The 23,950-nt window shown below is 63.7% G+C and carries 34 protein-coding genes; 30 read left to right on the top strand and 4 right to left on the bottom strand.

What is annotated here, in order from left to right:
• Nucleotides 1–16: 16 nt before the first annotated feature.
• From rplC to map, 22 genes are all read left to right on the top strand, one after another.
• Nucleotides 17–667 carry a 50S ribosomal protein L3 gene (gene rplC, locus ACVWYS_RS03700; RefSeq protein ID WP_003803812.1) on the top strand — a complete coding sequence of 217 codons (651 nt, stop codon included), beginning with the start codon at nt 17–19 and terminating at the stop codon, nt 665–667.
• A 4-nt stretch (nt 668–671) separates the two neighbouring features.
• Nucleotides 672–1,292, top strand: coding sequence for a 50S ribosomal protein L4 (rplD, locus tag ACVWYS_RS03705; protein ID WP_090575302.1), 621 nt, complete (start codon nt 672–674; stop codon nt 1,290–1,292).
• Complete coding sequence (rplW, locus tag ACVWYS_RS03710; protein ID WP_018773664.1) at nt 1,289–1,594, top strand: 50S ribosomal protein L23; 306 nt, start codon at nt 1,289–1,291, stop codon at nt 1,592–1,594. The genes rplD and rplW overlap by 4 nt, the downstream gene beginning before the upstream one ends.
• Before the next feature lie 29 nt (nt 1,595–1,623).
• Nucleotides 1,624–2,463: a 50S ribosomal protein L2 gene (rplB, locus tag ACVWYS_RS03715; protein ID WP_091251982.1), complete on the top strand. Its 840-nt coding sequence runs from the start codon at nt 1,624–1,626 to the stop codon at nt 2,461–2,463.
• Between the two features lie 12 nt (nt 2,464–2,475).
• Nucleotides 2,476–2,757: a 30S ribosomal protein S19 gene (rpsS, locus tag ACVWYS_RS03720; protein WP_018773666.1), complete on the top strand. Its 282-nt coding sequence runs from the start codon at nt 2,476–2,478 to the stop codon at nt 2,755–2,757.
• Nucleotides 2,758–2,795: 38 nt separating this feature from the next.
• Nucleotides 2,796–3,161: a 50S ribosomal protein L22 gene (rplV, locus tag ACVWYS_RS03725; protein WP_003803798.1), complete on the top strand. Its 366-nt coding sequence runs from the start codon at nt 2,796–2,798 to the stop codon at nt 3,159–3,161.
• On the top strand, nt 3,162–3,998 hold the full coding sequence (gene rpsC, locus ACVWYS_RS03730; protein WP_091251983.1) for a 30S ribosomal protein S3: 837 nt from the start codon (nt 3,162–3,164) through the stop codon (nt 3,996–3,998).
• Nucleotides 3,999–4,415, top strand: coding sequence for a 50S ribosomal protein L16 (rplP, locus tag ACVWYS_RS03735; RefSeq protein ID WP_018773668.1), 417 nt, complete (start codon nt 3,999–4,001; stop codon nt 4,413–4,415).
• Between the two features lie 2 nt (nt 4,416–4,417).
• On the top strand, nt 4,418–4,747 hold the full coding sequence (gene rpmC / locus ACVWYS_RS03740; RefSeq protein ID WP_066436863.1) for a 50S ribosomal protein L29: 330 nt from the start codon (nt 4,418–4,420) through the stop codon (nt 4,745–4,747).
• Entirely contained in the window at nt 4,744–5,052 is a 309-nt protein-coding gene (gene rpsQ / locus ACVWYS_RS03745) for a 30S ribosomal protein S17 (RefSeq protein WP_091251984.1), read from the top strand. The genes rpmC and rpsQ overlap by 4 nt, the downstream gene beginning before the upstream one ends.
• A 553-nt stretch (nt 5,053–5,605) precedes the next feature.
• The gene (gene rplN / locus ACVWYS_RS03750) at nt 5,606–5,974 is read left to right on the top strand and encodes a 50S ribosomal protein L14 (protein WP_003803789.1); all 369 of its coding nucleotides are present in this window, start codon (nt 5,606–5,608) and stop codon (nt 5,972–5,974) included.
• A gap of 3 nt (nt 5,975–5,977) precedes the next feature.
• Nucleotides 5,978–6,337 carry a 50S ribosomal protein L24 gene (gene rplX / locus ACVWYS_RS03755; RefSeq protein WP_024366125.1) on the top strand — a complete coding sequence of 120 codons (360 nt, stop codon included), beginning with the start codon at nt 5,978–5,980 and terminating at the stop codon, nt 6,335–6,337.
• Entirely contained in the window at nt 6,337–6,918 is a 582-nt protein-coding gene (gene rplE, locus ACVWYS_RS03760) for a 50S ribosomal protein L5 (protein WP_018773672.1), read from the top strand. The genes rplX and rplE overlap by 1 nt, the downstream gene beginning before the upstream one ends.
• 94 nt (nt 6,919–7,012) lie before the next feature.
• Nucleotides 7,013–7,411 (top strand): 30S ribosomal protein S8, encoded by a 399-nt coding sequence (gene rpsH / locus ACVWYS_RS03765; RefSeq protein ID WP_056425243.1) that lies wholly within the window; start codon nt 7,013–7,015, stop codon nt 7,409–7,411.
• A gap of 18 nt (nt 7,412–7,429) precedes the next feature.
• The gene (gene rplF, locus ACVWYS_RS03770; protein WP_116765096.1) at nt 7,430–7,966 is read left to right on the top strand and encodes a 50S ribosomal protein L6; all 537 of its coding nucleotides are present in this window, start codon (nt 7,430–7,432) and stop codon (nt 7,964–7,966) included.
• Nucleotides 7,967–7,968: 2 nt separating this feature from the next.
• Nucleotides 7,969–8,352 carry a 50S ribosomal protein L18 gene (gene rplR, locus ACVWYS_RS03775; RefSeq protein WP_091251989.1) on the top strand — a complete coding sequence of 128 codons (384 nt, stop codon included), beginning with the start codon at nt 7,969–7,971 and terminating at the stop codon, nt 8,350–8,352.
• 26 nt (nt 8,353–8,378) lie between these two features.
• Nucleotides 8,379–9,059 (top strand): 30S ribosomal protein S5, encoded by a 681-nt coding sequence (gene rpsE / locus ACVWYS_RS03780; RefSeq protein ID WP_202615727.1) that lies wholly within the window; start codon nt 8,379–8,381, stop codon nt 9,057–9,059.
• Between the two features lies 1 nt (nt 9,060).
• On the top strand, nt 9,061–9,267 hold the full coding sequence (gene rpmD / locus ACVWYS_RS03785; protein WP_056626615.1) for a 50S ribosomal protein L30: 207 nt from the start codon (nt 9,061–9,063) through the stop codon (nt 9,265–9,267).
• Entirely contained in the window at nt 9,268–9,759 is a 492-nt protein-coding gene (gene rplO / locus ACVWYS_RS03790; RefSeq protein ID WP_091251994.1) for a 50S ribosomal protein L15, read from the top strand. It begins immediately after the preceding gene.
• 186 nt (nt 9,760–9,945) lie between these two features.
• Complete coding sequence (secY, locus tag ACVWYS_RS03795; RefSeq protein WP_116765094.1) at nt 9,946–11,256, top strand: preprotein translocase subunit SecY; 1,311 nt, start codon at nt 9,946–9,948, stop codon at nt 11,254–11,256.
• Between the two features lie 5 nt (nt 11,257–11,261).
• Nucleotides 11,262–11,831, top strand: a complete 570-nt coding sequence (locus ACVWYS_RS03800; protein WP_456509124.1) for an adenylate kinase — start codon at nt 11,262–11,264, stop codon at nt 11,829–11,831.
• Between the two features lie 264 nt (nt 11,832–12,095).
• A complete protein-coding gene (gene map / locus ACVWYS_RS03805; protein WP_116765092.1) occupies nt 12,096–12,923 on the top strand; it encodes a type I methionyl aminopeptidase in 828 nt (275 codons plus the stop codon).
• Nucleotides 12,924–13,010: 87 nt separating this feature from the next.
• Here map and ACVWYS_RS03810 read toward each other — a convergent pair whose 3' ends face one another.
• The 3 genes from ACVWYS_RS03810 to ACVWYS_RS03820 form a co-directional block, all read right to left on the bottom strand.
• Entirely contained in the window at nt 13,011–14,357 is a 1,347-nt protein-coding gene (locus tag ACVWYS_RS03810; protein ID WP_456508448.1) for an ABC transporter substrate-binding protein, read from the bottom strand.
• A gap of 99 nt (nt 14,358–14,456) precedes the next feature.
• A complete protein-coding gene (locus tag ACVWYS_RS03815; protein ID WP_456509347.1) occupies nt 14,457–15,437 on the bottom strand; it encodes a carbohydrate ABC transporter permease in 981 nt (326 codons plus the stop codon).
• A complete protein-coding gene (locus tag ACVWYS_RS03820; protein ID WP_456509348.1) occupies nt 15,434–16,384 on the bottom strand; it encodes a carbohydrate ABC transporter permease in 951 nt (316 codons plus the stop codon). The genes ACVWYS_RS03815 and ACVWYS_RS03820 overlap by 4 nt, the downstream gene beginning before the upstream one ends.
• A gap of 279 nt (nt 16,385–16,663) precedes the next feature.
• Here ACVWYS_RS03820 and ACVWYS_RS03825 point away from each other — a divergent pair, with 279 nt between their 5' ends.
• From ACVWYS_RS03825 to ACVWYS_RS03860, 8 genes are all read left to right on the top strand, one after another.
• Nucleotides 16,664–17,755, top strand: coding sequence for a P1 family peptidase (locus ACVWYS_RS03825; RefSeq protein WP_456509349.1), 1,092 nt, complete (start codon nt 16,664–16,666; stop codon nt 17,753–17,755).
• A gap of 188 nt (nt 17,756–17,943) precedes the next feature.
• Entirely contained in the window at nt 17,944–18,165 is a 222-nt protein-coding gene (infA, locus tag ACVWYS_RS03830; protein WP_009358723.1) for a translation initiation factor IF-1, read from the top strand.
• Between the two features lie 69 nt (nt 18,166–18,234).
• The gene (gene rpmJ, locus ACVWYS_RS03835; RefSeq protein WP_009358722.1) at nt 18,235–18,348 is read left to right on the top strand and encodes a 50S ribosomal protein L36; all 114 of its coding nucleotides are present in this window, start codon (nt 18,235–18,237) and stop codon (nt 18,346–18,348) included.
• Between the two features lie 179 nt (nt 18,349–18,527).
• Nucleotides 18,528–18,902, top strand: a complete 375-nt coding sequence (rpsM, locus tag ACVWYS_RS03840) for a 30S ribosomal protein S13 (protein WP_003803743.1) — start codon at nt 18,528–18,530, stop codon at nt 18,900–18,902.
• Nucleotides 18,903–19,002: 100 nt separating this feature from the next.
• Nucleotides 19,003–19,404, top strand: a complete 402-nt coding sequence (rpsK, locus tag ACVWYS_RS03845; protein ID WP_018773682.1) for a 30S ribosomal protein S11 — start codon at nt 19,003–19,005, stop codon at nt 19,402–19,404.
• 134 nt (nt 19,405–19,538) lie between these two features.
• A complete protein-coding gene (locus ACVWYS_RS03850; RefSeq protein ID WP_018773683.1) occupies nt 19,539–20,549 on the top strand; it encodes a DNA-directed RNA polymerase subunit alpha in 1,011 nt (336 codons plus the stop codon).
• A 77-nt stretch (nt 20,550–20,626) separates the two neighbouring features.
• Nucleotides 20,627–21,202, top strand: coding sequence for a 50S ribosomal protein L17 (gene rplQ, locus ACVWYS_RS03855; RefSeq protein ID WP_116765089.1), 576 nt, complete (start codon nt 20,627–20,629; stop codon nt 21,200–21,202).
• Between the two features lie 31 nt (nt 21,203–21,233).
• Nucleotides 21,234–22,124 carry a tRNA pseudouridine synthase A gene (locus tag ACVWYS_RS03860; protein WP_175460481.1) on the top strand — a complete coding sequence of 297 codons (891 nt, stop codon included), beginning with the start codon at nt 21,234–21,236 and terminating at the stop codon, nt 22,122–22,124.
• Between the two features lie 132 nt (nt 22,125–22,256).
• Here ACVWYS_RS03860 and ACVWYS_RS03865 read toward each other — a convergent pair whose 3' ends face one another.
• On the bottom strand, nt 22,257–23,834 hold the full coding sequence (locus tag ACVWYS_RS03865; protein ID WP_456509350.1) for a sensor histidine kinase: 1,578 nt from the start codon (nt 23,832–23,834) through the stop codon (nt 22,257–22,259).
• Nucleotides 23,835–23,950 lie beyond the last annotated feature (116 nt).

Here is a 23,950-nt window from a genome sequence, read left to right on the forward strand (position 1 = left end):
GAGGTGCTGAGAGACTATGACCGCAACCCGTAACGTAAAGGGCCTGCTGGGCACGAAGCTCGGCATGACCCAGGTCTGGGACGAGAACAACAAGCTCATCCCCGTCACTGTGGTCCAGGCTGACTCGAACGTCATCACGCAGCTGCGCAACGCAGAAACTGATGGCTATGTCGCCGTTCAGATCGGCTACGGCCAGATCGATCCCCGCAAGGTCACCAAGCCGCTGGCTGGTCACTTTGAAAAGGCAGGCGTCACGCCTCGCCGCCACGTCGTAGAACTGCGCACTGCAGATGCTGACTCTTACGAGCTGGGCCAGGAGCTCTCCGTAGAGCTCTTCGAAGCCGGCCAGAAGATCGACGTCGTTGGCACCACCAAGGGTAAGGGCTTCGCCGGTGTTATGAAGCGTCACGGCTTCCACGGCGTTGGAGCTTCCCACGGTGCCCACAAGAACCACCGTAAGCCCGGTTCAATCGGTGGCGCATCCACCCCGAGCCGCGTCTTCAAGGGCATGAAAATGGCCGGCCGCATGGGCGCCGTTCGTCACACCACGCTGAACCTCACGGTCCACGCGGTTGACGTCGAGAAGTCGCTGCTCCTGATCAAGGGCGCCGTTCCCGGTGCCCGCGGCCAGGTCGTACTCGTACGCACCGCCGTGAAGGGAGCCTAGTTCAATGACTAGCACTGTCAAGGTTGACCTGCCTGCAGAGATCTTCGACGTACAGACCAACGTGCCGCTGCTGCACCAGGTCGTCGTTGCCCAGCTCGCTGCTGCTCGCCAGGGTACCCACAAGACCAAGACCCGCGCCGAAGTTTCCGGTGCAGGTCGCAAGCCGTTCAAGCAGAAGGGCACCGGCCGCGCCCGTCAGGGTTCCATCCGTGCTCCTCACATGACCGGTGGTGGCGTTGTCCACGGCCCCACGCCGCGTGACTACAGCCAGCGCACTCCCAAGAAGATGATTGCTGCTGCACTGCGCGGCGCACTCTCGGACCGTGCCCGCAACGGCCGCGTCCACGTCATCGCTGACCTGGTTGCCGGCTCCAAGCCGTCCTCCAAGGAAGCACTGGCAACCCTGCGCGGAGTTTCCGAGCGCAAGAACCTGCTCGTTGTCATTGAGCGCGCCAACGATGTTGCTGCACTGTCCGTGCGCAACCTCGAGGAAGTTCACGTTCTGTACGCAGACCAGCTGAACACCTACGACGTTCTCGTTTCCGACGACGTAGTCTTCACCAAGGCTGCCTACGAAGCATTTGTTGCTGACAAGGTCGCAAAGAACGAGGAGGATGCCAAGTGAGTGCAGCCACCATCAAAGACCCGCGCGACGTCGTGCTTGCACCCGTCGTCTCGGAAAAGAGCTACGGCCTGATCGACGAGGGCAAGTACACCTTCCTGGTGGACCCCCGCTCGAACAAGACCGAGATCAAGCTGGCCGTGGAGAAGATTTTCTCCGTCAAGGTCGAATCGATCAACACCATCAACCGTGCCGGTAAGCGCAAGCGCACCAAATTCGGCTGGGGTACCCGCAAGAACACCAAGCGTGCCATTGTGAGCCTCAAAGAAGGCACTATCGACATCTTCGGCGGTCCGCTTTCATAGCGGAGACCACTTTAACGAGGAAATAAATTATGGGAATCCGTAAATACAAGCCGACTACCCCGGGCCGTCGTGGCTCGAGCGTAGCGGACTTCACTGAAATCACGCGGTCGACGCCGGAAAAGTCGTTGGTACGTCCCCTCCCGAAAAAGGGTGGCCGTAACAACACCGGTAAGATCACGACCCGTCACAAGGGTGGTGGACACAAGCGCCAGTACCGTCTGATCGACTTCCGTCGCCACGACAAGGACGGCGTCAACGCCCGCGTTGCCGAAATCGAGTACGACCCGAACCGTACGGCTCGCATCGCACTCCTGCACTATGTTGATGGCACCAAGCGTTACATCATCGCCCCGAACAAGCTGTCCCAGGGCGACTTCGTAGAGGCCGGCGCCGACGCTGACATCAAGCCGGGCAACAACCTGCCGCTGCGCAACATCCCCGTCGGTACCGTTATCCACGCAGTCGAACTGCGTCCGGGTGGCGGCGCCAAGATGGCCCGTTCCGCTGGCGCTTCTGTTCAGCTCGTCGCCAAGGAAGGCCGTTTCGCCCAGCTGCGTCTGCCTTCCGGCGAAATCCGCAACGTTGACGTGCGCTGCCGCGCAACCGTCGGCGAGGTCGGCAACGCTGAGCAGTCGAACATCAACTGGGGCAAGGCCGGCCGTATGCGGTGGAAGGGCGTTCGCCCGACCGTCCGTGGTGTCGCCATGAACCCGGTTGACCACCCGCACGGTGGTGGTGAAGGTAAGACCTCCGGTGGTCGTCACCCGGTCAACCCCAACGGTAAGCCTGAGGGCCGCACCCGCCGCCCCAACAAAGAGAGCGACAAGCTTATTGTTCGTCGCCGTCGTACTGGCAAGAACAAGCGATAGGAGCCTGGACACATGCCACGCAGCCTGAAAAAAGGTCCTTTCGTTGACCAGCACCTCTTTGTGAAGGTAGCCAGGGAAAACGAAAAGGGCACCAAGAACGTCATCAAGACCTGGTCCCGCCGTTCGATGATCGTCCCCGACATGCTCGGCCACACGATCGCCGTGCACGACGGACGCAAGCACATCCCCGTGTTTGTCACTGAGTCGATGGTCGGGCACAAGCTCGGCGAATTCGCTCCCACGCGGACATTCCGCGGCCATGTCAAGGACGACCGTAAGGGCAAGCGCCGCTAGGCGCCTGCACTTACGTCAAAGACGAGAGAAGGAAAGCAATGGAAGCCAAGGCAATTGCGCGTCACATCCGCGTAACGCCTATGAAGGCCCGGCGCGTCGTCAACCTTGTTCGTGGTAAGCAAGCGAATGAGGCTCTGGCAATTCTGAAGTTTGCCCCCCAGGCAGCTTCGGAGCCGGTATTCAAGGTAGTTCAGTCGGCAATCTCCAACGCCCGGGTCCTCGCGGACCGCGACGGCGTGGCGTTTGACGAAGGTGACCTCATCATCAGCGAAGCGTTTGTTGATGAAGGCCCGACCATGAAGCGGTTCCAGCCGCGAGCTCAGGGTCGTGCATTTCAGATCAAGAAGCGCACGAGCCACATCACCGTGGTAGTCGCTACCCCGGAGAAAGAGGAGGCTCGCTAAGTGGGACAGAAAGTTAACCCGCACGGGTTCCGACTCGGCATCACCACCGATCACGTATCGCACTGGTTTGCTGACAGCACCAAGGCTGGCCAGCGGTACAAGGACTTCGTTCGCGAAGACATCCGCATCCGCCAGCTCATGTCCACGGGCATGGAACGCGCCGGCATCGCCAAGGTCGAAATCGAGCGCACCCGCGACCGTGTCCGCGTGGACATCCACACGGCACGTCCGGGCATCGTCATCGGCCGCCGCGGCGCTGAAGCAGACCGCATCCGCGGCGAGCTCGAAAAGCTCACCGGCAAGCAGGTTCAGCTGAACATCCTCGAGGTCAAGAACCCCGAGATGGAAGCCCAGCTTGTTGCCCAGGGCGTTGCTGAGCAGCTGACTTCCCGCGTGGCGTTCCGCCGCGCGATGAAGAAGGCCATGCAGTCCGCACAGCGTGCCGGTGCCAAGGGCATCCGTATCGCTTGCTCCGGTCGTCTGGGCGGCGCTGAAATGTCCCGCTCGGAGTTCTACCGCGAAGGCCGTGTGCCCCTGCACACCCTGCGTGCGAACATCGACTACGGCTTCTACGAGGCCAAGACCACCTTCGGCCGCATTGGCGTGAAGGTCTGGATCTACAAGGGCGACGTCACCGCCAAGGAACTGGCTCAGCAGGCAGCTGCTGCTCCGTCCCGCGGCCGTGGTGCCAGCGACCGCCCGGGCCGCCCGGGTGGCGCTGACCGTGGTGACCGCCGTCGTCGTAACGACCGCCCGGCAGCTGAGGCAGCACCCGCTGCCGCCGAAGCTCCGGCAGTTGAGGCAGCTGCACCGGCAGTAGAAGGAGGACAGGCTTAAATGCTTATCCCACGTCGAGTAAAGCACCGTAAGCAGCACCACCCGGGTCGTTCCGGCGCTGCTACGGGCGGCACCCAGGTCTCCTTCGGTGAGTGGGGCATCCAGGCTCTGAGCCCTGCCTACGTCACGAACCGTCAGATCGAATCTGCCCGTATCGCGATGACCCGCCACATCAAGCGTGGCGGAAAGGTCTGGATCAACATTTACCCGGACCGTCCGCTGACGAAGAAGCCTGCCGAAACCCGCATGGGTTCCGGTAAGGGGTCTCCGGAATGGTGGGTCTCAAACGTCAAGCCGGGCCGGGTTCTCTTCGAACTCTCCGGTGTCAGTGAAGAGGTAGCTCGCGAGGCCCTGCGCCTGGCAATCCACAAGCTGCCGTTGAAGGCACGCATTGTGCGTCGCGAAGGTGGTGAGTAGAAATGGCAGTAGGATCCAAGGAACTTGCATCCGCACAGCTGGACGGTTTCGACAACGAGCGTCTCGTTGAAGAACTCCGCAAGGCCAAGGAAGAGCTGTTCAACCTGCGTTTCCAGTCCGCCACCGGTCAGCTGGAGAACCACGGTCGTCTGCGTGCGGTAAAGAAGGACATCGCCCGCATCTACACCGTTCTCCGCGAACGCGAGCTGGGCATTCGTGCCGAGGTTGCCGCACCGGTTGTGGAAGCCAAGGAAGAGAAGAAGTCCAAGAAGGCTGCAACCAAGAAGGCCGAGAAGGCTGAAACGGTTGAAACCGAGGAGGATGCCAAGTGAGTGAAAAGGACGAGAACGTGACGGAAACTGTTTCCGGCGCAGCCAAGGCTGACGAGCGCGGTTACCGTAAGACGAAGCGCGGCTACGTCGTCTCGGACAAGATGGAAAAGACCATCGTTGTCCAGGTCGAAGACCGCGTGAAGCACGCCCTCTACGGCAAGGTCATCCGCCGCAACGCCAAGATCAAGGCTCACGACGAAGAGAACAGCGCCGGCATCGGCGACCTCGTGCTCCTCGCCGAGACCCGCCCGCTGTCCGCTACCAAGCGGTGGCGCCTGGTCGAGATCCTCGAAAAGGCCAAGTAACACCTGCAGCTTTGCTGCCTGTGCTACAGCTGAAGCCCTCGTTCCCCTTTGGGGGAGCGGGGGCTTCCGCGTTGTCGGGGAAATCTTGGGGGCCGCGGCTCGCGGTGCCACGGGCAGCAGGCTTTCACGAAGCGTACGACGGCGGCGGCCGGGTTTCCGGGGGAGCGCGGCGGCCGGCGGGCCAAAAGCTTGTCCTGCGTGACGCCGTCGGGCGCTGCCGTGCTCTGCTGCCCGGGCGGCGCTGTGATGGGCTGTGTTTGAAGGGCGAAGCTGTGATATGGGGATTCGCCGAAAACGTGCTAAGATTTTGAGTTTGTATGGCGCCTTTTGCGCGCCGTCATCAACCTCGTAAACAATCGTGCCACGGCATAGTGCCCCCTTGCGCCCCGATCCGTCGGAACCGCCTGGGAAGCAAATGTTTTTGGCACGGGCGTTTAGGCCTGGTCTGGCAAAATCCAGGCAGGTCAAGAGACACCCCGATCAACCGTTCCGCAAGGCTCATTCCGTAGGAAGATTTTCGGTCTGAGAACCAGCGCGACGCAAGGAGTAAATAGTGATTCAGCAGGAGTCGCGACTCAAGGTCGCCGACAACACGGGTGCTAAGGAAATCCTTACCATTCGCGTTCTCGGTGGATCTGGCCGTCGCTACGCAGGCATTGGCGACGTAATCGTCGCTACCGTCAAGGACGCAATTCCGGGCGGCAACGTAAAGAAGGGCGACGTCGTCAAGGCTGTCATCGTCCGTACCAAGAAGGAACGCCGCCGTGCGGATGGTTCCTACATCAAGTTTGACGAGAACGCAGCCGTCATCCTGAAGAACGACGGTGACCCCCGCGGTACCCGTATCTTCGGACCGGTTGGTCGTGAACTTCGCGACAAGAAGTTCATGAAGATCGTTTCTCTGGCTCCGGAGGTGCTCTAGTCCATGGCTAAGATCAAAAAGGGTGACCTCGTTCAGGTCATCACTGGCGCCAAGGCTGAGCGCGGCGGCGACAAGGGCAAGCAGGGCAAGGTTCTGCGCGTATTCCCCGAGACCAACCGCGTGCTGGTCGAAGGCATTAACCGCGTAACCAAGCACACCAAGGTCGGTCAGTCGCAGCGCGGCACCAAGACCGGTGGCATCGAGGTCGTCGAGGCTTCGATCCACATCTCCAACGTGGCTCTGGTTGACCCGTCCACCAAGAAGCCCACCCGCGTCGGTTTCCGCACCGAGACCGTTGAACGCGATGGCGTGAAGCGTGAAGTGCGCGTCCGCGTGGCCAAGAGCTCAGGGAAGGACATCTAATGACTGAGACTCTCGAGACTCCGGCAAGCAAGATCGTTCCTCGTCTGAAGACCAAGTACGCCGATTCCATCAAGAACACGCTGACTGAGGAATTCAAGTACCAGAACGTCAACCAGGTTCCCCGCCTGGTCAAGGTCGTTGTGAACATGGGTGTTGGAGATGCCGCCAAGGACTCCAAGCTGATCGACGGCGCTGTCCGCGATCTCACCCTGATCACCGGCCAGAAGCCGCAGGTAACCAAGGCACGCAAGTCGATCGCACAGTTCAAGCTGCGCGAAGGCATGCCGATCGGTGCGCACGCGACTCTGCGTGGCGACCGTATGTGGGAATTCCTGGACCGTCTGGTCACGCTGGCACTGCCGCGTATCCGCGACTTCCGTGGCCTCAGTGGCAAGCAGTTCGACGGCAACGGCAACTACACCTTCGGTCTGACCGAGCAGGTTATGTTCCACGAAATCGACCAGGATTCCATCGACCGCGTACGCGGCATGGACATCACTGTCGTGACCACTGCCAAGACTGACGACGAAGGCCGCGCGCTGCTCAAGGCGCTTGGCTTCCCGTTCAAGACCGAAGACTAATCTAGCTACGTAAAAGGTCCGGCCTCGCTGTTTCCGGTTTATTTTCGGAAATGCAGCGTGGCGGAAACCGTTATGAGGAAGGGCAAGAGCCCACATGACAATGACAGATCCCGTCGCAGACATGCTTACGCGTCTGCGCAACGCTAACTCGGCATACCACGACTCCGTGTCCATGCCGTACAGCAAGCTCAAGGCACGCGTTGCCGACATCCTGAAGGCTGAAGGTTACATCGCCTCCTGGAAAGAAGAAGACGCTGAGGTTGGCAAGAAGCTGACCCTCGAGCTCAAGTTCGGTCCGAACCGCGAGCGTTCAATCGCTGGCGTTCGTCGTATTTCCAAGCCGGGACTGCGCGTTTACGCAAAGTCCACCAACCTGCCGCACGTGCTCGGTGGCCTGGGTGTCGCAATCCTGTCCACCTCTTCCGGCCTCTTGACTGACAAGCAGGCCGGCAAGAAGGGCGTGGGCGGCGAAGTCCTCGCTTACGTCTGGTAACGGGAAAGGAAGAGAATAATGTCACGTATTGGACGTCTCCCCATCACCGTTCCTGCCGGCGTTGAGGTCAAGGTTGACGGCTCTGTCGTCAGCGTCAAGGGTTCCAAAGGCGAGCTGAGCCACACTGTGCCCAGCCCGATCGAGGTTTCCCTGGAAGATGGCACCCTGACTGTCGCCCGCCCGAACGACGAGCGCGCCTCACGTTCGCTGCACGGCCTGACCCGCACCCTGATCGCCAACATGATCCAGGGTGTCACCGCAGGCTACGAGAAGAAGCTTGAGATTGTCGGTACCGGTTACCGCGTCCAGGCCAAGGGTTCTGACCTGGAGTTCGCTCTGGGCTTCAGCCACCCCGTCAACGTCTCGGCACCGAACGGCATCACCTTTGCAGTTGAGACCCCGACCAAGCTCTCTGTTTCAGGTATCTCCAAGCAGCAGGTCGGCGAGGTTGCTGCCAACATTCGCAAGCTGCGGAAGCCGGACCCCTACAAGGGCAAGGGCATCCGTTACGCAGGCGAAGTCATCCGCCGCAAGGTCGGAAAGGCTGGTAAGTAACCATGGCGATCGCAATTAACAAGAAGCGTACGAACAAGAGCAAGTCTGCCCAGCGCAGCCGCCGCCAGCTTCGTATCCGCAAGCGCATCTCCGGTACGGCTGTACGCCCGCGTCTGGTCGTCAACCGTTCCGCACGTCACGTATTCGTCCAGGTTGTCGATGACACCAAGGGCCTGACCGTGGCAAGCGCCTCCACGTTGGAAGCCGATCTTCGTGCATTCGACGGTGACAAGACCGCCAAGGCCAAGCGCGTTGGCGAGCTCGTCGCCGAGCGTGCCAAGGCTGCCGGTATCGAAGCAGTTGTCTTCGACCGCGGTGGTAACAAGTACCACGGCCGCATCGCCGCCGTCGCTGACGGTGCACGTGAAGGTGGGCTGTCACTGTGACCGAAAATAACGAAAAGGACATTCAGGTGACTGAAGCTGTAGCTGCTCCGGCAACTGAGACCGCTGCGCCTGCGACCGCCGATGACCGCCGTGGTGGCGCTCGTCGTGGCGAGCGTGGCGACCGCGGCCAGGGCCGTGGCGACCGTGGCGGCCGTGGTGGCCGCGACGGCGGCCGCGAGGCCGAGAAGAGCCAGTTCGTAGAGCGCGTCGTAACCATCAACCGCGTTTCCAAGGTCGTCAAGGGTGGTCGTCGCTTCAGCTTCACCGCCCTCGTCGTCGTCGGTGACGGCAACGGTATGGTCGGCGTCGGCTACGGCAAGGCTAAGGAAGTTCCTGCCGCAATCGCGAAGGGCGTTGAAGAAGCCAAGAAGTCCTTCTTCCGCGTTCCCCGCATCGGCAGCACCATCCCGCACCGCGTACAGGGTGAGGCCGCCGCAGGCGTCGTCATGCTGCGTCCGGCGTCCGCCGGTACCGGTGTTATCGCCGGCGGTCCGGTCCGTGCAGTACTGGAGTGCGTGGGCATCCACGACATCCTCTCCAAGTCGCTCGGATCTTCCAACGCCATCAACATCGTGCATGCGACTGTTGACGCGCTGAAGCGCCTTGAAGAGCCGGCAGCAGTGGCAGCACGCCGCGGCCTCCCGCTCGACGAGATCGCTCCGCCGGCAATGGTGAAGGCGCTTTTGAACCAGAAGGCAGGTGTCTGAGTTGGCTAAGAACCTGATTCCCTCCGACGCTCAGTTGGAGATCACTCAGATCAAGTCCGCCATTGGCGGCAAGCAGAACCAGCGCGACACCCTTCGGTCCCTCGGCCTGAAGCGGATCGGACACACCGTTGTCCGCACCGCCGACGCCGTGACCGTCGGAATGCTCAACACGGTTCCGCACCTGGTAAAGGTAGAGGAGGCGAAGTAAATGGCAGAGAAGAACACCGCCGAAAAGGCACAGGGCGCCGCTGAAAAGCAGAACGCACTGAAGGTTCACCACCTGCGTCCCGCCCCGGGTGCCAAGACCGCCAAGACCCGTGTTGGTCGTGGTGAAGGTTCCAAGGGTAAGACCGCCGGTCGCGGTACCAAGGGTACGAAGGCCCGCTACCAGATCAAGGCTGGCTTTGCCGGCGGCCAGCTGCCGCTGCACATGCGCCTGCCGAAGCTGCGCGGCTTCAAGAACCCGTTCCGGGTTGAGTACCAGGTTGTAAACCTGGACAAGCTCAACGAGCTGTTCCCGGAAGGTGGCGCAGTCACCGTGGAGAACCTGGTCGAAAAGGGTGCCGTTCGCAAGAACCAGCCCGTCAAGGTGCTGGGCACCGGCGACATCACCGTCAAGGTTGACGTCACCGCCCACGCATTCTCGGCCAGTGCCGCTGAAAAGATTGCCGCAGCAGGCGGAAGCACCACCGCCCTCTAAGGAGGCGGCGGGGCAGTTGCCCGTTGTTGAAACTCCCGGTACCAGGGGCTCAGGCCACCGGTGCCGGGAGTTTTTTCACTTTCCGGGCCCCGCCGATTGTTCGCCGGACGCATCCACCCGTTAGACTCGGTTGTTGGGTTTATTTGACCTGTCTCACACGACTTTACTTATTACTCAGGAGGACGCTTGCTTAGCGCATTTGGCCGGGCCTTTCGCACGCCTGATCTGCGACGCAAGTTGTTGTTCACGCTGGGAATCATCACAATCTTCCGCTTGGGTGCATTCATCCCCTCGCCTGGTGTGAGCTACCAGAATGTCCAGCAATGCTTGCAGAACGGTCAGACCTCGGGCGGGATCTACCAGCTCGTCAACCTGTTCAGCGGCGGTGCATTGCTGCAGGTGTCCATCTTTGCCCTCGGCATCATGCCCTACATCACGGCGAGCATCATCGTCCAGCTGCTCCGGGTGGTCATTCCCCGCTTCCAGCAGCTGTACGAGGAGGGTGCATCCGGCCAGTCCAAGCTGACCCAGTACACCCGCTATCTCACCATCGCCCTCGGCCTGCTCAACGCCACGACGCTGGTGTCGCTGGCCCGCTCCGGCCAGCTGCTGCCGAACTGCCAGCTGCCCATCATCCCGGACAGCTCCATCGTCACCACAGTGCTCATCATCATCACACTGACGGCCGGTACGGGCCTCATCATGTGGATGGGTGAGCTCGTGACGGAAAAGGGGGTCGGCAACGGCATGTCGCTGCTGATCTTCACCTCCATCGCAGCCGGCTTCCCGGGCTCGCTCGGTGCGATCTGGAAGGCCCAGGGCCCCGGCACCTTCTTCCTGGTCCTGATCATCGGCCTGCTCACCGTGGCCCTGGTGGTCTTCGTGGAGCAGTCCCAGCGCCGGATCCCGGTGCAGTACGCCAAGCGCATGATCGGACGCCGCACCGTCGGTGGAACCAGCACCTACATCCCCATCAAGGTGAACATGGCCGGCGTCGTGCCCGTCATCTTCGCCTCGTCCATGCTGTACCTGCCGGGGCTGATCGCACAGTTCAACCAGCCCAAGGCCGGCGAGCAGATGCAGCCCTGGGTTGAGTGGATCAACAACAACCTGACCAAGGGTGACCACCCGATCTATATGTTGCTGTATTTCGCCATGATTGTGTTTTTCACCTACTTCTATGTTGCGATTACATTCAACCCCGAAGAGGTCTCGGACAACATGAAGAAGTACGGTGGCTTCATTCCGGGCATCCGCGCCGGCAAGCCGACCGCGGATTATCTTCAGTACGTCCTATCCCGGATCACCCTGCCCGGAGCCTTCTACCTTGGCTTCGTGGCACTGATCCCGCTGGTTGCACTGGTTCTGATCAACGCTAACCAGAACTTCCCGTTCGGCGGCACCTCGATCCTGATCATGGTGGGCGTCGGTCTGGAGACCGTAAAGCAGATTGATGCGCAACTACAGCAACGTCACTACGAAGGGCTTTTGCGATGACGAGAATGTTGATTATCGGACCTCCCGGCTCCGGCAAGGGAACGCAGGCGGAACGCATTTCGGAGCGCCTCGGCGTCGTTGCGATCTCCACGGGAGACATCTTCCGCGCCAACGTCAAGGGTGAGACGCCGCTGGGCGTCGAAGCCAAGAAGTACATGGACGCCGGCGACTTCGTTCCGGACAGCGTCACCAACAAGATGGTGCGCGACCGCCTCAGCGAGGACGACGTCGAGCCCGGCTTCCTGCTGGACGGTTACCCGCGCACCACCGCGCAGGTGGACTACCTCGACGCGATCCTGGCCGACGGCGACCAGAAGCTCGACGTCGTCCTGCAGCTGACCGCGGACGATGAAGAACTGGTCAAGCGGCTTCTGGGCCGTGCCAAGGAAACCGGCCGCAGCGACGACAACGAAGGCGTTATCCGTCACCGGCTGGACCTGTACCACGGCCAGACCGAACCCGTTGTGCAGAAGTATGCCGAGTGCGGCATCCTGACCCAGGTGGACGGCATCGGCGGCATTGATGAAGTCACCGAGCGAGTCATGGAAGCGATCAAGTCGGCCCAGACCGCCTGATCCGCTCCTGCTGCTCCCGAAGGGCGCGTCCCGTACCACGTGTACAGGACGCGCCCTTCGGCGTTTGCTGGCGCCAGCAAGCCGGCAGGGGAGTCCGCGTGCGGGGGAGCCGGCGGCGGTGGCCGCCCTGCCGCCCGCGGCGCCTCCGTTCCAGACCGCCGCGGCCGTGCGGGAGAATAGAGCTTGAAGACTTGAACTGATGACCCGTAGTGGAGGCCCGGGCGGAAACCCGCCCGGGCCGCGAGATGAAGCACTGAGGTAGAGATGGCATTCGGCCAGCCCCGCATTGAATACAAGACCAACGCCCAGATGCGCACCATGCATGAGGCCGGGCTTGTCCTGAGCCGGGCACTGGATGCCGCGGTTGCCGCGGCCGCCCCGGGCGTCACCACCGCCCGGCTGGACGAGGTGTTCGCCGCCGTCCTCCAGGACGCCGGCGCCAAGTCCAACTTCCTCGGCTATCACGGCTTCCCGGCCACCATCTGCACCTCGGTAAATGAGGAAGTGGTCCACGGCATCCCCGGCAGCCGGGTCCTGGCCGACGGCGACATCATCTCGATCGACGGCGGCGCGATCGTGGACGGCTGGCACTCCGATTCCGCCCGGACCGTGATTGTCGGCACCCCCGATCCCGAAGACGTGCGCCTGTCCGAGGTCACAGAGGAAGCCATGTGGCGGGGCATCGCCGCGCTGGCGACCGGCAAGTTCGTCGGCGACATCGGCAACGCCGTCGACGACTACGTCTCCTCGGTGCCGGGCAAGCCGCTGGGCATTCTCGAGGACTACGTGGGCCACGGCATCGGCTCCGAGATGCACATGGCCCCGGACGTCCTGAACTACCGCACCGGCCACCGCGGGCCGAAGATCCGCCCCGGACTGTGCCTGGCAATCGAGCCCATGCTGGTCCGCGGCAGCATCGACACCGCCGTGCTCGACGACGACTGGACGGTGGTCACCACGGACGGCAAGCGCTCCTGCCAGTGGGAGCACTCCGTGGCCGTCCACGACAAGGGCATCTGGGTCCTCTCGGCGCCGGACGGCGGAGCGGCGAAACTGGCCCCGCTCGGCGTCGTACCCGTCCCGATTCCCTGACCCGCTTAACGCAACTAGCTCGCAGCAGGGGCCGTTATGAGTGCTCAAAACGGCCACAACTGCGAGCTAGTTGGGAGGGGCGCGCCGTTAGCTGGTGAGCTTCGGCTTCACGTCCTTGGTGTAGATCCCCTCGAGGGTCGTCTTGAGCCCGGCCATGGTGGCCTTGACGTCGCCCTGCTGGGTGAGGATCGCGGCGGCGGCCTTGGCCATCTCCTGGTCCGCGCCGGGCAGGAACACCCGGGCGTTGTCCTGGACCCGGGTCACGGCGAGCTGGTCCATGGCGGTCTTGATCTGCGGGGTCTTGGCCAGCACGGCCCCCATGTCGGCCGACAGGCGGGTGGGCATGTAGCCGGTGGCCGCGGAGAATGCCGCCGTGTTTTCCGGTTCGGTCATGAACTTCAGGAACGTGGCCGCCGCGAGCTGGACTTCCTTGCTGACACCGCTGGGAATGCCGAGCCCGGCCCCGCCCGTGGGGCAGACGCCGCTTTCGGCCTTCGGGCCGCCCGGTAGATAGCCGACCCCCACGTTGAACTTGGCGGACTTCAGGACGCCGAGGAGCGATCCGGTGGAGGAGATGGTGGTCGAGGTGATGCCGGCGGCAAAGTCGTCCGCGGCTTCCTTCGAAGAGACCCCGGCCCACTTGTCCTTGTAGATTGAGTCCTGGGCCCACTGCAGTGCGGCGACGGACTCGGCGGAATCGCAGGTGACGGTCCAGCCGTCAGACCAGCTGCCGCCCCAGCCCCACAGATTGTTCTGCAGGGTCCAGCCCGCGTAGCCGGCCAGCGCCGGGTAGATGTAGGCGTACTGCGCGCCGGAGCTGGCCTTGAGCTTGGGCGCCCAGTCGCCGAACTCCTGCCAGGTCTTGGGCGCGCGGTCCGGCAGTCCCGCGGCCTTGAAGTGGTCCTTGTTGTAGTAGAACAGCGGGGTGGAGCGTCCGTAGGGGAGCGCCCACTGCTTGCCGGCGTACTGGTAGTCCGCAACCAGTGACTTCTGGAAGTCATCCACCTTGATGTCGAGCTGCTTGACCAGGCCGTCGAGGGGAATGATGTTGCCGTTGGTGAAGTAGCGGAACCACCAGACGTCCGAGAGGACCACGAGGCCGGGCAGCGCTGACTTGGCGGCCTGGGAGGTCTGGAACTTCTGCGCGATTTCCTCGTAGTTGGCGCCTGCGGTCACGAGGTTTACCTTGATGTCCGGGAACTTCGCGTGGAACTTGTCGATCACGGACTGTTCCACGTCCTGGGACTTGCCCGGGTGGTTGGTCCAGAAATCGAACGATGCGGCCGGCTTGACGCCGCTGAAGTCGATCTCGGCTGCGCCGGTGGCGGCAGGAGTGCCGGCCGTCGACGGGCCGCCGCAGGCGGCCAGTGCTGCTGCTCCTGCGCTGGCGCCGGCCAGCCCCAGGAAATGCCGGCGGTGAAGGTTGATTGCCACGGTGGATCCTCTCAAAGGTACGGACTCGTTGGTTCTGATGACGGAGATAGTGGGCGCGCGTCGAGCGGGCGTGAGGGGGGATGGTGGTCGCGGGCCGGGTCAGCCCGTGACGCTGCCCTGCGTGAGGCCGGCGACGATATAGCGCTGCAGTGCGGCGAAGACCAGCAGGATCGGCACGATCACCAGGACGGCGCCGGCCATGAGGATGCCCCAGCCGGAGCCGTTGCCCTCGGAGTTCTGCAGCAGCGTCAGGCCGACGGGGAGGGTCATGGTTTCGGGCCGGTCCGTGATGATGAGCGGCCAGATGTAGTCGTTCCACTCGCTGACCACGGTTACCAGGGCAACTGTGGCGATCGAAGGAACGGAGACCGGCGCCACGACCTGCCACAGCCGGCGCCAGTGGCCGGCGCCGTCGATTTCCGCCGCCTCGAGGATGGACCCGGGCAGCGTCCGGAAATGCTGGCGCAGCAGGAACGTGCCGAAGGCCGTGCCGAGTCCCGGCAGGATGATGCCCCACAAGGTGTTCTTTCCGCCCATCCCGGCGATCAGGATGTAATTGGGCAGTATGGACACCTGCGGGGGGACCATGAGGGCCACGAGGATCAGCACGAAGATGGCGTTCTTGAACGGGAAGCGGACAAACACGAGGGCGTAGGCGGTCAGGATCGCCAGGATCACCTTGACGGTGGAGCCCACGGCGGTGACGATCAGGCTGTTCATGAAGAACTGCCCGAACGGAACCGTGGTCATGGCCGTCCTGTAGTTCTCCAGGTTCACGCTGTCCGGCAGGAGCTTCAGATCCATGGTGATGATCTCGCCCGGCTGCTTGAAGGAGCTCAGGAGCATCCACAGCAGGGGCAGGAACACCACCAGGGTGGCCAGGATCAGCGGGAGGTAGCCGCCGGCGATCGTCTGGACCAGGTTGGCGCGGGAGAACGGCGCCGGGCGCAGGGGCGGTGCTTCGGCGACGACGCCCTCGGGTGCCGCTGCCTCACCGGGTTCCGTGGCTCCTCCTGCACCGGGAGCGGGGGAGTCGCCGGTGGTGGCGGGATCGGGGCTGACAGGCGAGAGCGTGCTCACGAGTAGTGCACCTTCCGTTCGACGAACCGCAACTGGAGGACGGTGATGATGAGCAGGATTGCGAAGAGGACCACCGAGATGGCGGCCGAATAGCCGGCCCGGTTGAAGGCGCCGAAGGCCTGCAGATAGGCCTCATAGATCAGGGTGCTGGTGCCATTGCCCAGCGGCGTCATGATCCGGATCAGGTCAAAGGCCTGCAGCGAACTCAGCATGGTGGTGATGAGCAGGAAGAACGTGGTGGGCGAGAGCAGCGGCAGGGACATGTTCACAAACCGCCGGAAGCCGTTGGCACCGTCCAGGGCGGCCGCTTCCATGACGTCCTGCGGCAGCGACTGCAGGCCGGCCAGGAACACCACCGCGCAGTAGCCGAGGTTCTTCCAGACGTAGACCAGGATCACCATGACCAGCGACAGCTGGGGATCGTTGATCCACTGCGGGCTCTGCTGGCCGATGCCACGCAGCAGCCAGGCCAGGACCCCGTAGCCGGGGTCGAAGATGAAGAGCCACACGAGCCCGACGCCGACGCCGCTCAGCACGTAGGGCGCGAACACGGCGGAGCGGGCAAAGGTGGTCCCGCGGACTTTGGCGTTCAGCGCCAGGGCCACGAGGAGCCCCAGCGCCATGGACCCGCCGACCGTTACCAGGGTGAAGACGGCGGTGGTGCCCAGGACGTTTGCGGCATCGGGGCTCGTGAAGAACGTGATGTAGTTCCCGAGCCCCACTACGGTGGCGGACGCGGAACCGAGGGTCCAGTCCAACGTGGAGTAGTAGATGTTGTTGATCAGGGGCAGGTAGGTGAATACGGCGATCAGCGCGAGGTTCGGGAGCGCCAGGGCCAGGAAGACGAAGAAATCCCGGCGGGTTCGGCCGGACCAGCGGGGTCGCCGCGGGCTGGCCTTCCCGGCCTCCGCAACGGCGGGCGGCCGGTCAGTCAATAGTCTGGTCATTCGGGTCTCTAACGGATCCGGGCCGGCCGAAGGGCAGGCAGGTGGGCGGGGGACCTGACTCACTCCACCACATGCCTGACGGGCGAAATCCCGAATCCGGGCTGTCCCGGAGATTGTTGCTCGAGGCTTCCAAATCCGTTCACGCAGCGTTCGCCGAAGGATTGCATAACATTTGTTTTGGACGCCGGATCAACCCAACTGACTCGCACTTGCGGCCGTTATGAGCCCCCAAAACGGCCCCTGCTGCGAGTCAGTTGGGTGGGGGCGCACAATGGAGCCATGAAAGCAACGGGAGCGATTACCGACGTCGCCGGGATCCGGGTAGGCCATGTGCAGAAGTCCGCCGACGGCTGGCTGAGCGGGGTGACGGTGGTTCTCCCGCCGCCCGGCACAGTGGGCTCGGTGGATGTCCGCGGCGGCGGCCCCGGAACGCATGAGACGGACGCCCTGGATCCCACCACGCTGTCCTCCACCGTGGACGCCGTCGTCCTGACCGGGGGGAGCGCCTTTGGCCTCGCGGCGGCGCACGGCGCCCAGCGCTGGTGCGAGGAGAACGGCCGCGGCTTCGCCGTCCCCGGCGGGCTTGTCCCCATTGTTCCGGCCGCGGCGATCTTCGACCTCGGCCGCGGCGGTGATTTCACCGCACGCCCCGGCGACGCCATGGGCTACGCGGCCACGGCAGCTGCCGGGGCCCGGGCCAACGGCCACGACGTCGACCGAGGCAACGTCGGCGCCGGCACAGGAGCAGCAATCGGCCGTGGCACCTACAAAGGCGGAGTTGGAACAGCCTCCATCACCCTAGACAGTGGCGTTGTTGTAGCGGCGCTGGCGGTGGTCAACGCGCTGGGACTCCCATTCATCGCATCGCCCCAGCAGACGGAACCCGGCAGCGTGCGTCTAAGCTGGGGCCACGACGGCGGGGTTCCCTCGCCGAGCTTGCGAGGCGAGGGGGCCGGTGGGGACGAAGGAGCGAGCACGCAGAGGGTTTCGGCTGTTGGGGCGGAAGGTGAGGCCGAAGCCGCAGGCTACGGTCCTGGCGCTACAGCCCCGCCGCTCAACACGACGCTCGTCGTCGTCGCCACTGATGCCGTCCTGGACAAGTCCGAATGCAAGCGCACAGCCTCGGCGGCCCATGCAGGATTGGCCCGGGCGTTGAATCCAAGCCATACCCTTGCCGACGGTGACACCGTGTTCGCGCTGGCGACCGGCGCCGTCGCACTGGACCGCAGCACTGCGGCGGCCCGCCAGATCAGCCTCATTACGCTGCAGAGCGCGGCAGCCGACGTCGTGCGCCTGGCGATCCTCGACGGGATCGAACGGGCGGAGGCAGTGACGACGCCGGCCGGCACGCTAGGTGCGTACGGACGCTGAGTGCGCTACGATTGCTGGATTTAACTCTGGATTTAACAATCCCGCCGAAATGGCGTAGTGTTGACTGTTGGTTGTCTGCCCCGTTGTGCCCTTTTGTGGTCGGGTGGCACCAACCAATCAATCAAAAACGTCCGCGGTCATGGCCGGTGCAAACCGGGAGGCTGCGGCAACAACAGTTAGCGGAGGGTATGGCCAAGAAGGACGGGGTCATTGAGATCGAGGGCGTTGTGACCGAGGCGCTGCCTAACGCGATGTTTCGCGTTGAGCTCACCAACAAGCACATCGTTCTGGCACACATCTCTGGAAAGATGCGCCAGCACTACATCAGGATCCTCCCCGAGGACCGCGTAGTGGTGGAGCTGAGCCCTTACGACCTGACACGTGGTCGTATCGTCTACCGCTACAAGTAAACACTGGGCGGCCAGAGCAATAGCCGAAGGCCGGTCCAGCTGACCAACTGCAACACGCAAAGGAACGCCATGAAGGTCAAGCCGAGCGTCAAGCAGATCTGCGAAAAGTGCAAAGTGATCCGCCGTAATGGCCGGGTCATGGTGATCTGCGAGAACCCGCGCCACAAGCAGCGCCAGGGCTAATTTCCCTCTTCGGGAAAACCCTGGGTTGCTAACCCACGCAAGTAAATAGAAAAGGCAGCACAAGCTGAACTGGGACGTAATGGGCCCGGACAGCTAACCCCCGGTCGGAGGCTGGGGCCGCATTGAACGTGCGGGTGTACTGCCTACGACCTCCGGTTTATACAAGGAGCACTGCCACTATGGCTCGTCTCGCTGGCGTAGACATTCCCCGCGAAAAGCGGTTGGAAATTGCGCTTACTTACATCTACGGCGTGGGTAAGACCCGTGCACACGAAACCCTGGCTGCCACCGGCATCAGCGCTGACGTCCGGGTCAAGGACCTGACCGACGCACAGCTGGTCGAGCTGCGTGACTACATTGAAGGCAACTACAAGGTTGAGGGTGACCTTCGCCGCGAGGTAGCCGCTGACATCCGCCGCAAGGTTGAGATCGGCAGCTACGAAGGCCTGCGTCACCGCAAGGGCCTGCCCGTACGCGGACAGCGTACGAAGACCAACGCCCGTACCCGCAAGGGCCCGAAGCGTACCGTCGCCGGCAAGAAGAAGGCCCGCTAAACCCCATTTGCCCCTTTGTAACCGCTGACGCGGTTTCAAAGAACCCGGCAAATGAGGGAACAGCGAAGCTTTCCCCCAATAACTTTCTGTAGGAGAAAAAATGCCCCCGAAGACTCGTGGCGCGGTTCGCAAGCCGCGTAAGAAGGACAAGAAGAATATCGCGCTGGGCCAGGCGCACATCAAGAGCACCTTTAACAACACCATCGTGTCCATCACGGACCCGAACGGTGCTGTCATCTCCTGGGCCTCGTCCGGTGAGGTTGGCTTCAAGGGCTCGCGTAAGTCCACCCCGTTCGCTGCCCAGATGGCCGCCGAAGCCGCCGCAAAGCGTGCACAGGAGCACGGCATGCGCAAGGTTGACGTGTTCGTCAAGGGACCGGGTTCCGGACGCGAAACCGCCATCCGTTCGCTGCAGGCCGCTGGCCTCGAGGTTGGCTCCATCCAGGACGTCACCCCCAGCGCCCACAACGGCTGCCGTCCGCCGAAGCGCCGCCGCGTCTAAGGCTTTCCAACGCCCAGGAGCTTGCCCGGACCCTTACCGGTCCGGGCAAGCCCGGCCGCGTTAAGTCTTCAGACCGACTCTTTCCACCACCTGTGTTGCGTCATATAGCGGATGCTCGCCGAAAGGAAACCTAAGTGCTCATTGCACAGCGCCCCACCCTCTCCGAAGAGGTCGTCTCCGAAAACCGCTCCCGGTTCATCATCGAACCGCTTGAGCCGGGCTTTGGCTACACCCTCGGAAACTCCCTCCGTCGTACCCTGCTCTCCTCGATCCCTGGTGCCTCTGTCACGAGCATTCGGATCGATGGCGTGCTGCACGAGTTCACCACGGTTCCGGGTGTCAAGGAAGATGTCACTGAGATCATCCTGAACATCAAGAACCTGTCGGTTTCCTCCGAGCACGACGAGCCGGTTGTTGCTTACCTGCGCAAGCAGGGCCCGGGAGTCGTCACCGCCGCGGACATCGCTCCGCCGGCCGGCGTCGAATTCCACAACCCGGATCTGCACATTGCCACGCTGAACTCGAAGGGCAAGTTCGAGCTCGAACTGACCATCGAGCGCGGCCGCGGCTACGTTTCGGCAGCTCAGAACAAGTCCGGCGACTCCGAGATCGGCCGCATTCCGGTCGACTCGATCTACTCGCCGGTCCTGAAGGTTACTTTCCGCGTGGAAGCTACCCGTGTTGAGCAGCGCACCGACTTCGACAAGCTCATTGTCGACGTCGAGACCAAGCAGGCAATCGCTCCGCGCGACGCCGTTGCTTCGGCCGGCACCACCCTGGTGGAACTGTTCGGTCTGGCCCGCGAGCTGAACACCGCAGCTGAAGGTATCGAGATCGGCCCGTCGCCGACGGACGCTGCCCTGGCAGCCGACATGGCTCTGCCGATCGAGGATCTGGACCTGACGGTCCGTTCCTACAACTGCCTCAAGCGTGAGGGCATCCACACCGTGGGTGAACTCGTTGCCCGCTCCGAGGCTGACCTCATGGACATCCGCAACTTCGGTGCGAAGTCCATCGATGAGGTCAAGGCCAAGCTGGTCGAACTGGGTCTGTCCCTCAAGGACTCCCCTCCCGGTTTCGATCTGGCAGCACGTGCCGCAGCCATCGAAGAGGACGACGCCGCGTTCAGCGACGACGAGCTCTAACCAACAGATCTTGGCCGGCCGGCTGGATGCACCCTGGCGTGCGCAGCCCGACGGCTTCCATATGAGGAGAAACTATTATGCCTACCCCCGCTAAGGGTCCGCGCCTCGGAGGCGGAGCGGCTCACGAGCGTCTTATGCTCGCGAACCTGTCCGCCGCACTGTTCGAGCACAAGCGGATCACCACCACGGTGACCAAGGCCAAGCGCCTGAAGCCGTACGCTGAGCGCCTGGTGACTTTCGCCAAGCGTGGCGACCTCGCCTCCCGCCGTCGTGTACTCGGCCTGATCAGCAACAAGGGCGTCGTCCACGAGCTGTTCACCGACATTGCACAGGCAGTGGAGAACCGCGATGGCGGCTACACCCGTATCACCAAGATCGGCAACCGCAAGGGCGACAACGCTCCCATGGCTGTCATCGAACTGGTGCTCGAGCCGGTTTCCGCCAAGCAGGCCGTCGTAGCCGAGGCTACCTCCGCCGCCAAGCGCGATGCCGACAAGAAGGACGCCGAGAAGGCTGAAGCTGCTCCGGTTGCTGAGACCGAAGTTGCCGAGACCGAAGAGGCCCCCGCTGCCGAGGCTCCCGAAGCTGAAGCTACCGAAGAGGCTCCGGCCGCTGAGGAAGCTGCCGCTGACTCCGAGAAGGACGCGAAGTAATTCGCCAAGACCTTCTTATAGACTTAAGTCTATGAACGAGCTCAAACCCGCTGCCCCCGTTTTGGGGGGCGGCGGGTTTTTGCGTATCCGGCTGGATTTGGCGTACGACGGCGGCCCCTTCAGCGGATGGGCCGTGCAGCCGGGGCTGCGCACCGTCCAAGGCGTCCTGGAAGAGGCATTGGCGTTGCTGGTCCGCCGGCCCGTGCGGGTCACGGTGGCCGGCCGGACCGACGCCGGCGTGCACGCGCGGGGACAGGTGGTCCACCTGGACCTCAGTGAAGCCGAGTGGCAGGGACTGAACCGCGGCGTTGAACTTGATCCCGCCGTCGCCCTGGTCCGACGCCTCCGCGGCGCCCTGAGCCGGGGGCTGGGGGACCTCAGCGGAGCGATCGAGGTCCACCGGGCCACGGTCGCGCCCGAAGGCTTCGACGCCCGGTTCTCCGCCCTGTGGCGCCGGTATTCCTACCGGATCGCGGACGGCCCGGCCCTGTGGGACCCGCTGGGGCGTTATTCGACCCTCTGGCACAAGAGCCCGCTCGACGTCGGGCTGCTGAACGAGGGTGCCGTGCAGCTGCTCGGGCTGCAGGACTTCCGCTCCTACTGCAAGCCCCGCGAGGGCGCCACCACCATCCGCGAACTGCAGCGCTTTGAATTCGCGCGCGGCACCGACGGCGTCATTGTCGCCACCGTCCAGGCCGACGCGTTCTGCCACAACATGGTCCGCTCCCTGGTGGGCTCGGCCCTGTACGTGGGGGAAGGCGTGGAGGCTCCGGGGTGGCTTTACGAGCGGCTGCTTGCCCGGCAGCGCGACGCCCGCTCGGTGCTGGCTGCCCCGCATCCGCTGGTGCTGGAGGAAGTGGCCTACCCGTCGGACAGCGGGTTGCTGGCCCGGGCCGAACTGACCAGGGCGCTGCGCGCGTAGGGGCGCCGGACTCCGGGTTCCTGTAAATCCGTCGAAATCGCCGGATAGCTGCCGGATCGCCGGAAGGTACCGGCGACATGGCAGCTGTCCGACGACCTCGGGCTAGCACCGAACGATGCTGGGCCGCTAAGCCTAGAACGCCGCCGGGGGACCGTCTGCGGGGAGCTCCACGGTGAACGTGCTCCCGTGGCCTGGAAGCGTGCGGCAGGAGATGGATCCGCCGTGCCGTTCCACGATGGCCTTGGTGATGGACAGGCCGAGGCCGGCCCCTGGAATCGACCCCTCGCGGACGGCCGGGCTGCGGAAGAAACGGGTGAAGACCCGCCGGGCATCGGCGGCCGTCATGCCCATGCCGGTGTCCGCGACGTGGAGGCGCACCAAACCGTCGTCGGTGCTGGCGGAGACCCGCACCGATCCGCCGTCGGGGGAGTACTTGATCGCGTTGGAAACGAGGTTGTCCAGGGCTTGGCTGATCCGGAGCGGATCCACATGGGCCCAGATCGGGCCCCGGACGTCCATCGTGAGGTCAACACGGGACGCTTGAGCATGTGCCTGGGCCGAGCCGAGGCTGGCTTCCACGAGCCCGGCGAGGTCCGTGCGGCGGGGATGGACATGGACCGCGGAACTGGCGGACATCAGAAGGTCCGATACCAGGGCCAGCAGCCGCTCCGCGTTGCGCTGCGCGACTTCGATGCGGCGCACCACGGGACTGTCCAGGCCCTCCGTGTCGGCGAGCACGAGGTCGAGGTTGCCGATGATGGACGTCAGCGGCGTGCGGAATTCATGTGAGACGGTCGAAACGACCTCGTCCTTCGCGGCGAGGGCGTCCACGAGGCCGGTGACCTCGTTGAATACCACCACAGCCCCGCGGAAGTCGCCGTCGTCGTTTTTCAGGGGCCGGGCCCCCGTGGAGACCACCCGGCTGTCTGCCGCCTCGCCGAAGCAGACGAGGTAATCGGCAAAGGACTCGCCGCCCAGCGCCCGCCGGAGGGGACGGCGTTCCGGCGGCAGCGGCGTGCTTCTGTCCTGACCTGTCAGCACCAGCTGGCCTTCTTCCGCCGGAGACGCCGACGCCGCCGACTCTGCGGATTCCTCCAGCTGCGTCTGCCAACTGTTGGTCAGCAGACGGCGGCCGTCGGCGTCCACTGCCACGATCCCGACGTCGACAGTGTCAAGAATGGTGTTCAGGAGCCGCTCGCGTTCCCTGCTGTCCGAGAGCAGGGCCTGCAGTTCGGCTTCCTTGGATTTGATCCGCCACTGCTCGTGCCGCAGACGCGCCCGCGCGAACCGCATGGCCAGGGATACGGCGAGCATCATGAGCGGGACCAGCATGGCCTCAGCTGCGCGGGCGGCCACCGGTGCCGCGGGGTCTGCGAGGAGCCAAGGCAACGCTGCCAGCAGCGGCACGGTAAAACTGAGCGAAAGGCTTGCGGGCGCGGACAGGCTGGACGCCGAAATCCACACCACGGGCAGGACCGAGAGCACCCCGGGATCTGGCAGCCCCGCCGCGCCGCCATCCCGGAGAAGTCCGACGGCGACCAGATCCAGGACGGGGATGATCAGCGGCGCGAACGGCCCGAAGCGCTGCCAGGGAACCAGGACGCAGGCCGCCAGGAGTGCGCCCTGCAGGCCGAGCGCGAACCGGCACAAGGGGCTCTCCAGAAGACCGGGCCAGGCGGTGGGGGCGGCGAGGAGGACTCCGGCCATCATGACGGCCAACGGCAACTGGCAGATTAGGACCCGCGCACGGGGCCCCAATGCCTTGACATATCGATCCGCACCCCGGATCAGCCGTTGTCTAGCCAAAGACGCCGCGCCCCTTTCTC

The organism is Arthrobacter sp. TE12231 (assembly GCF_054062895.1).

Excerpts from the sequence above, each read along its gene's own strand:
- rplB (WP_091251982.1), top strand. The coding sequence starts at position 1,624 with ATGGGAATCCGTAAATACAAGCCGACTACCCCGGGCCGTCGTGGCTCG.
- rplD (WP_090575302.1), top strand. The coding sequence starts at position 672 with ATGACTAGCACTGTCAAGGTTGACCTGCCTGCAGAGATCTTCGACGTA.
- rplE (WP_018773672.1), top strand. The coding sequence starts at position 6,337 with ATGACTGAGACTCTCGAGACTCCGGCAAGCAAGATCGTTCCTCGTCTG.
- rplO (WP_091251994.1), top strand. The coding sequence starts at position 9,268 with ATGGCAGAGAAGAACACCGCCGAAAAGGCACAGGGCGCCGCTGAAAAG.
- rplP (WP_018773668.1), top strand. The coding sequence starts at position 3,999 with ATGCTTATCCCACGTCGAGTAAAGCACCGTAAGCAGCACCACCCGGGT.
- ACVWYS_RS03800 (WP_456509124.1), top strand. The coding sequence starts at position 11,262 with ATGTTGATTATCGGACCTCCCGGCTCCGGCAAGGGAACGCAGGCGGAA.
- rpsS (WP_018773666.1), top strand. The coding sequence starts at position 2,476 with ATGCCACGCAGCCTGAAAAAAGGTCCTTTCGTTGACCAGCACCTCTTT.
- map (WP_116765092.1), top strand. The coding sequence starts at position 12,096 with ATGGCATTCGGCCAGCCCCGCATTGAATACAAGACCAACGCCCAGATG.
- rplF (WP_116765096.1), top strand. The coding sequence starts at position 7,430 with ATGTCACGTATTGGACGTCTCCCCATCACCGTTCCTGCCGGCGTTGAG.
- ACVWYS_RS03860 (WP_175460481.1), top strand. The coding sequence starts at position 21,234 with ATGAACGAGCTCAAACCCGCTGCCCCCGTTTTGGGGGGCGGCGGGTTT.
- rplV (WP_003803798.1), top strand. The coding sequence starts at position 2,796 with ATGGAAGCCAAGGCAATTGCGCGTCACATCCGCGTAACGCCTATGAAG.
- rpsH (WP_056425243.1), top strand. The coding sequence starts at position 7,013 with ATGACAATGACAGATCCCGTCGCAGACATGCTTACGCGTCTGCGCAAC.
- rplR (WP_091251989.1), top strand. The coding sequence starts at position 7,969 with ATGGCGATCGCAATTAACAAGAAGCGTACGAACAAGAGCAAGTCTGCC.
- rpmJ (WP_009358722.1), top strand. The coding sequence starts at position 18,235 with ATGAAGGTCAAGCCGAGCGTCAAGCAGATCTGCGAAAAGTGCAAAGTG.
- rpsM (WP_003803743.1), top strand. The coding sequence starts at position 18,528 with ATGGCTCGTCTCGCTGGCGTAGACATTCCCCGCGAAAAGCGGTTGGAA.
- ACVWYS_RS03865 (WP_456509350.1), bottom strand. The coding sequence starts at position 23,834 with ATGATGGCCGGAGTCCTCCTCGCCGCCCCCACCGCCTGGCCCGGTCTT.
- rplX (WP_024366125.1), top strand. The coding sequence starts at position 5,978 with ATGGCTAAGATCAAAAAGGGTGACCTCGTTCAGGTCATCACTGGCGCC.
- rpmC (WP_066436863.1), top strand. The coding sequence starts at position 4,418 with ATGGCAGTAGGATCCAAGGAACTTGCATCCGCACAGCTGGACGGTTTC.
- rplQ (WP_116765089.1), top strand. The coding sequence starts at position 20,627 with ATGCCTACCCCCGCTAAGGGTCCGCGCCTCGGAGGCGGAGCGGCTCAC.
- rpsK (WP_018773682.1), top strand. The coding sequence starts at position 19,003 with ATGCCCCCGAAGACTCGTGGCGCGGTTCGCAAGCCGCGTAAGAAGGAC.
- rplC (WP_003803812.1), top strand. The coding sequence starts at position 17 with ATGACCGCAACCCGTAACGTAAAGGGCCTGCTGGGCACGAAGCTCGGC.
- infA (WP_009358723.1), top strand. The coding sequence starts at position 17,944 with ATGGCCAAGAAGGACGGGGTCATTGAGATCGAGGGCGTTGTGACCGAG.
- ACVWYS_RS03820 (WP_456509348.1), bottom strand. The coding sequence starts at position 16,384 with ATGACCAGACTATTGACTGACCGGCCGCCCGCCGTTGCGGAGGCCGGG.
- ACVWYS_RS03825 (WP_456509349.1), top strand. The coding sequence starts at position 16,664 with ATGAAAGCAACGGGAGCGATTACCGACGTCGCCGGGATCCGGGTAGGC.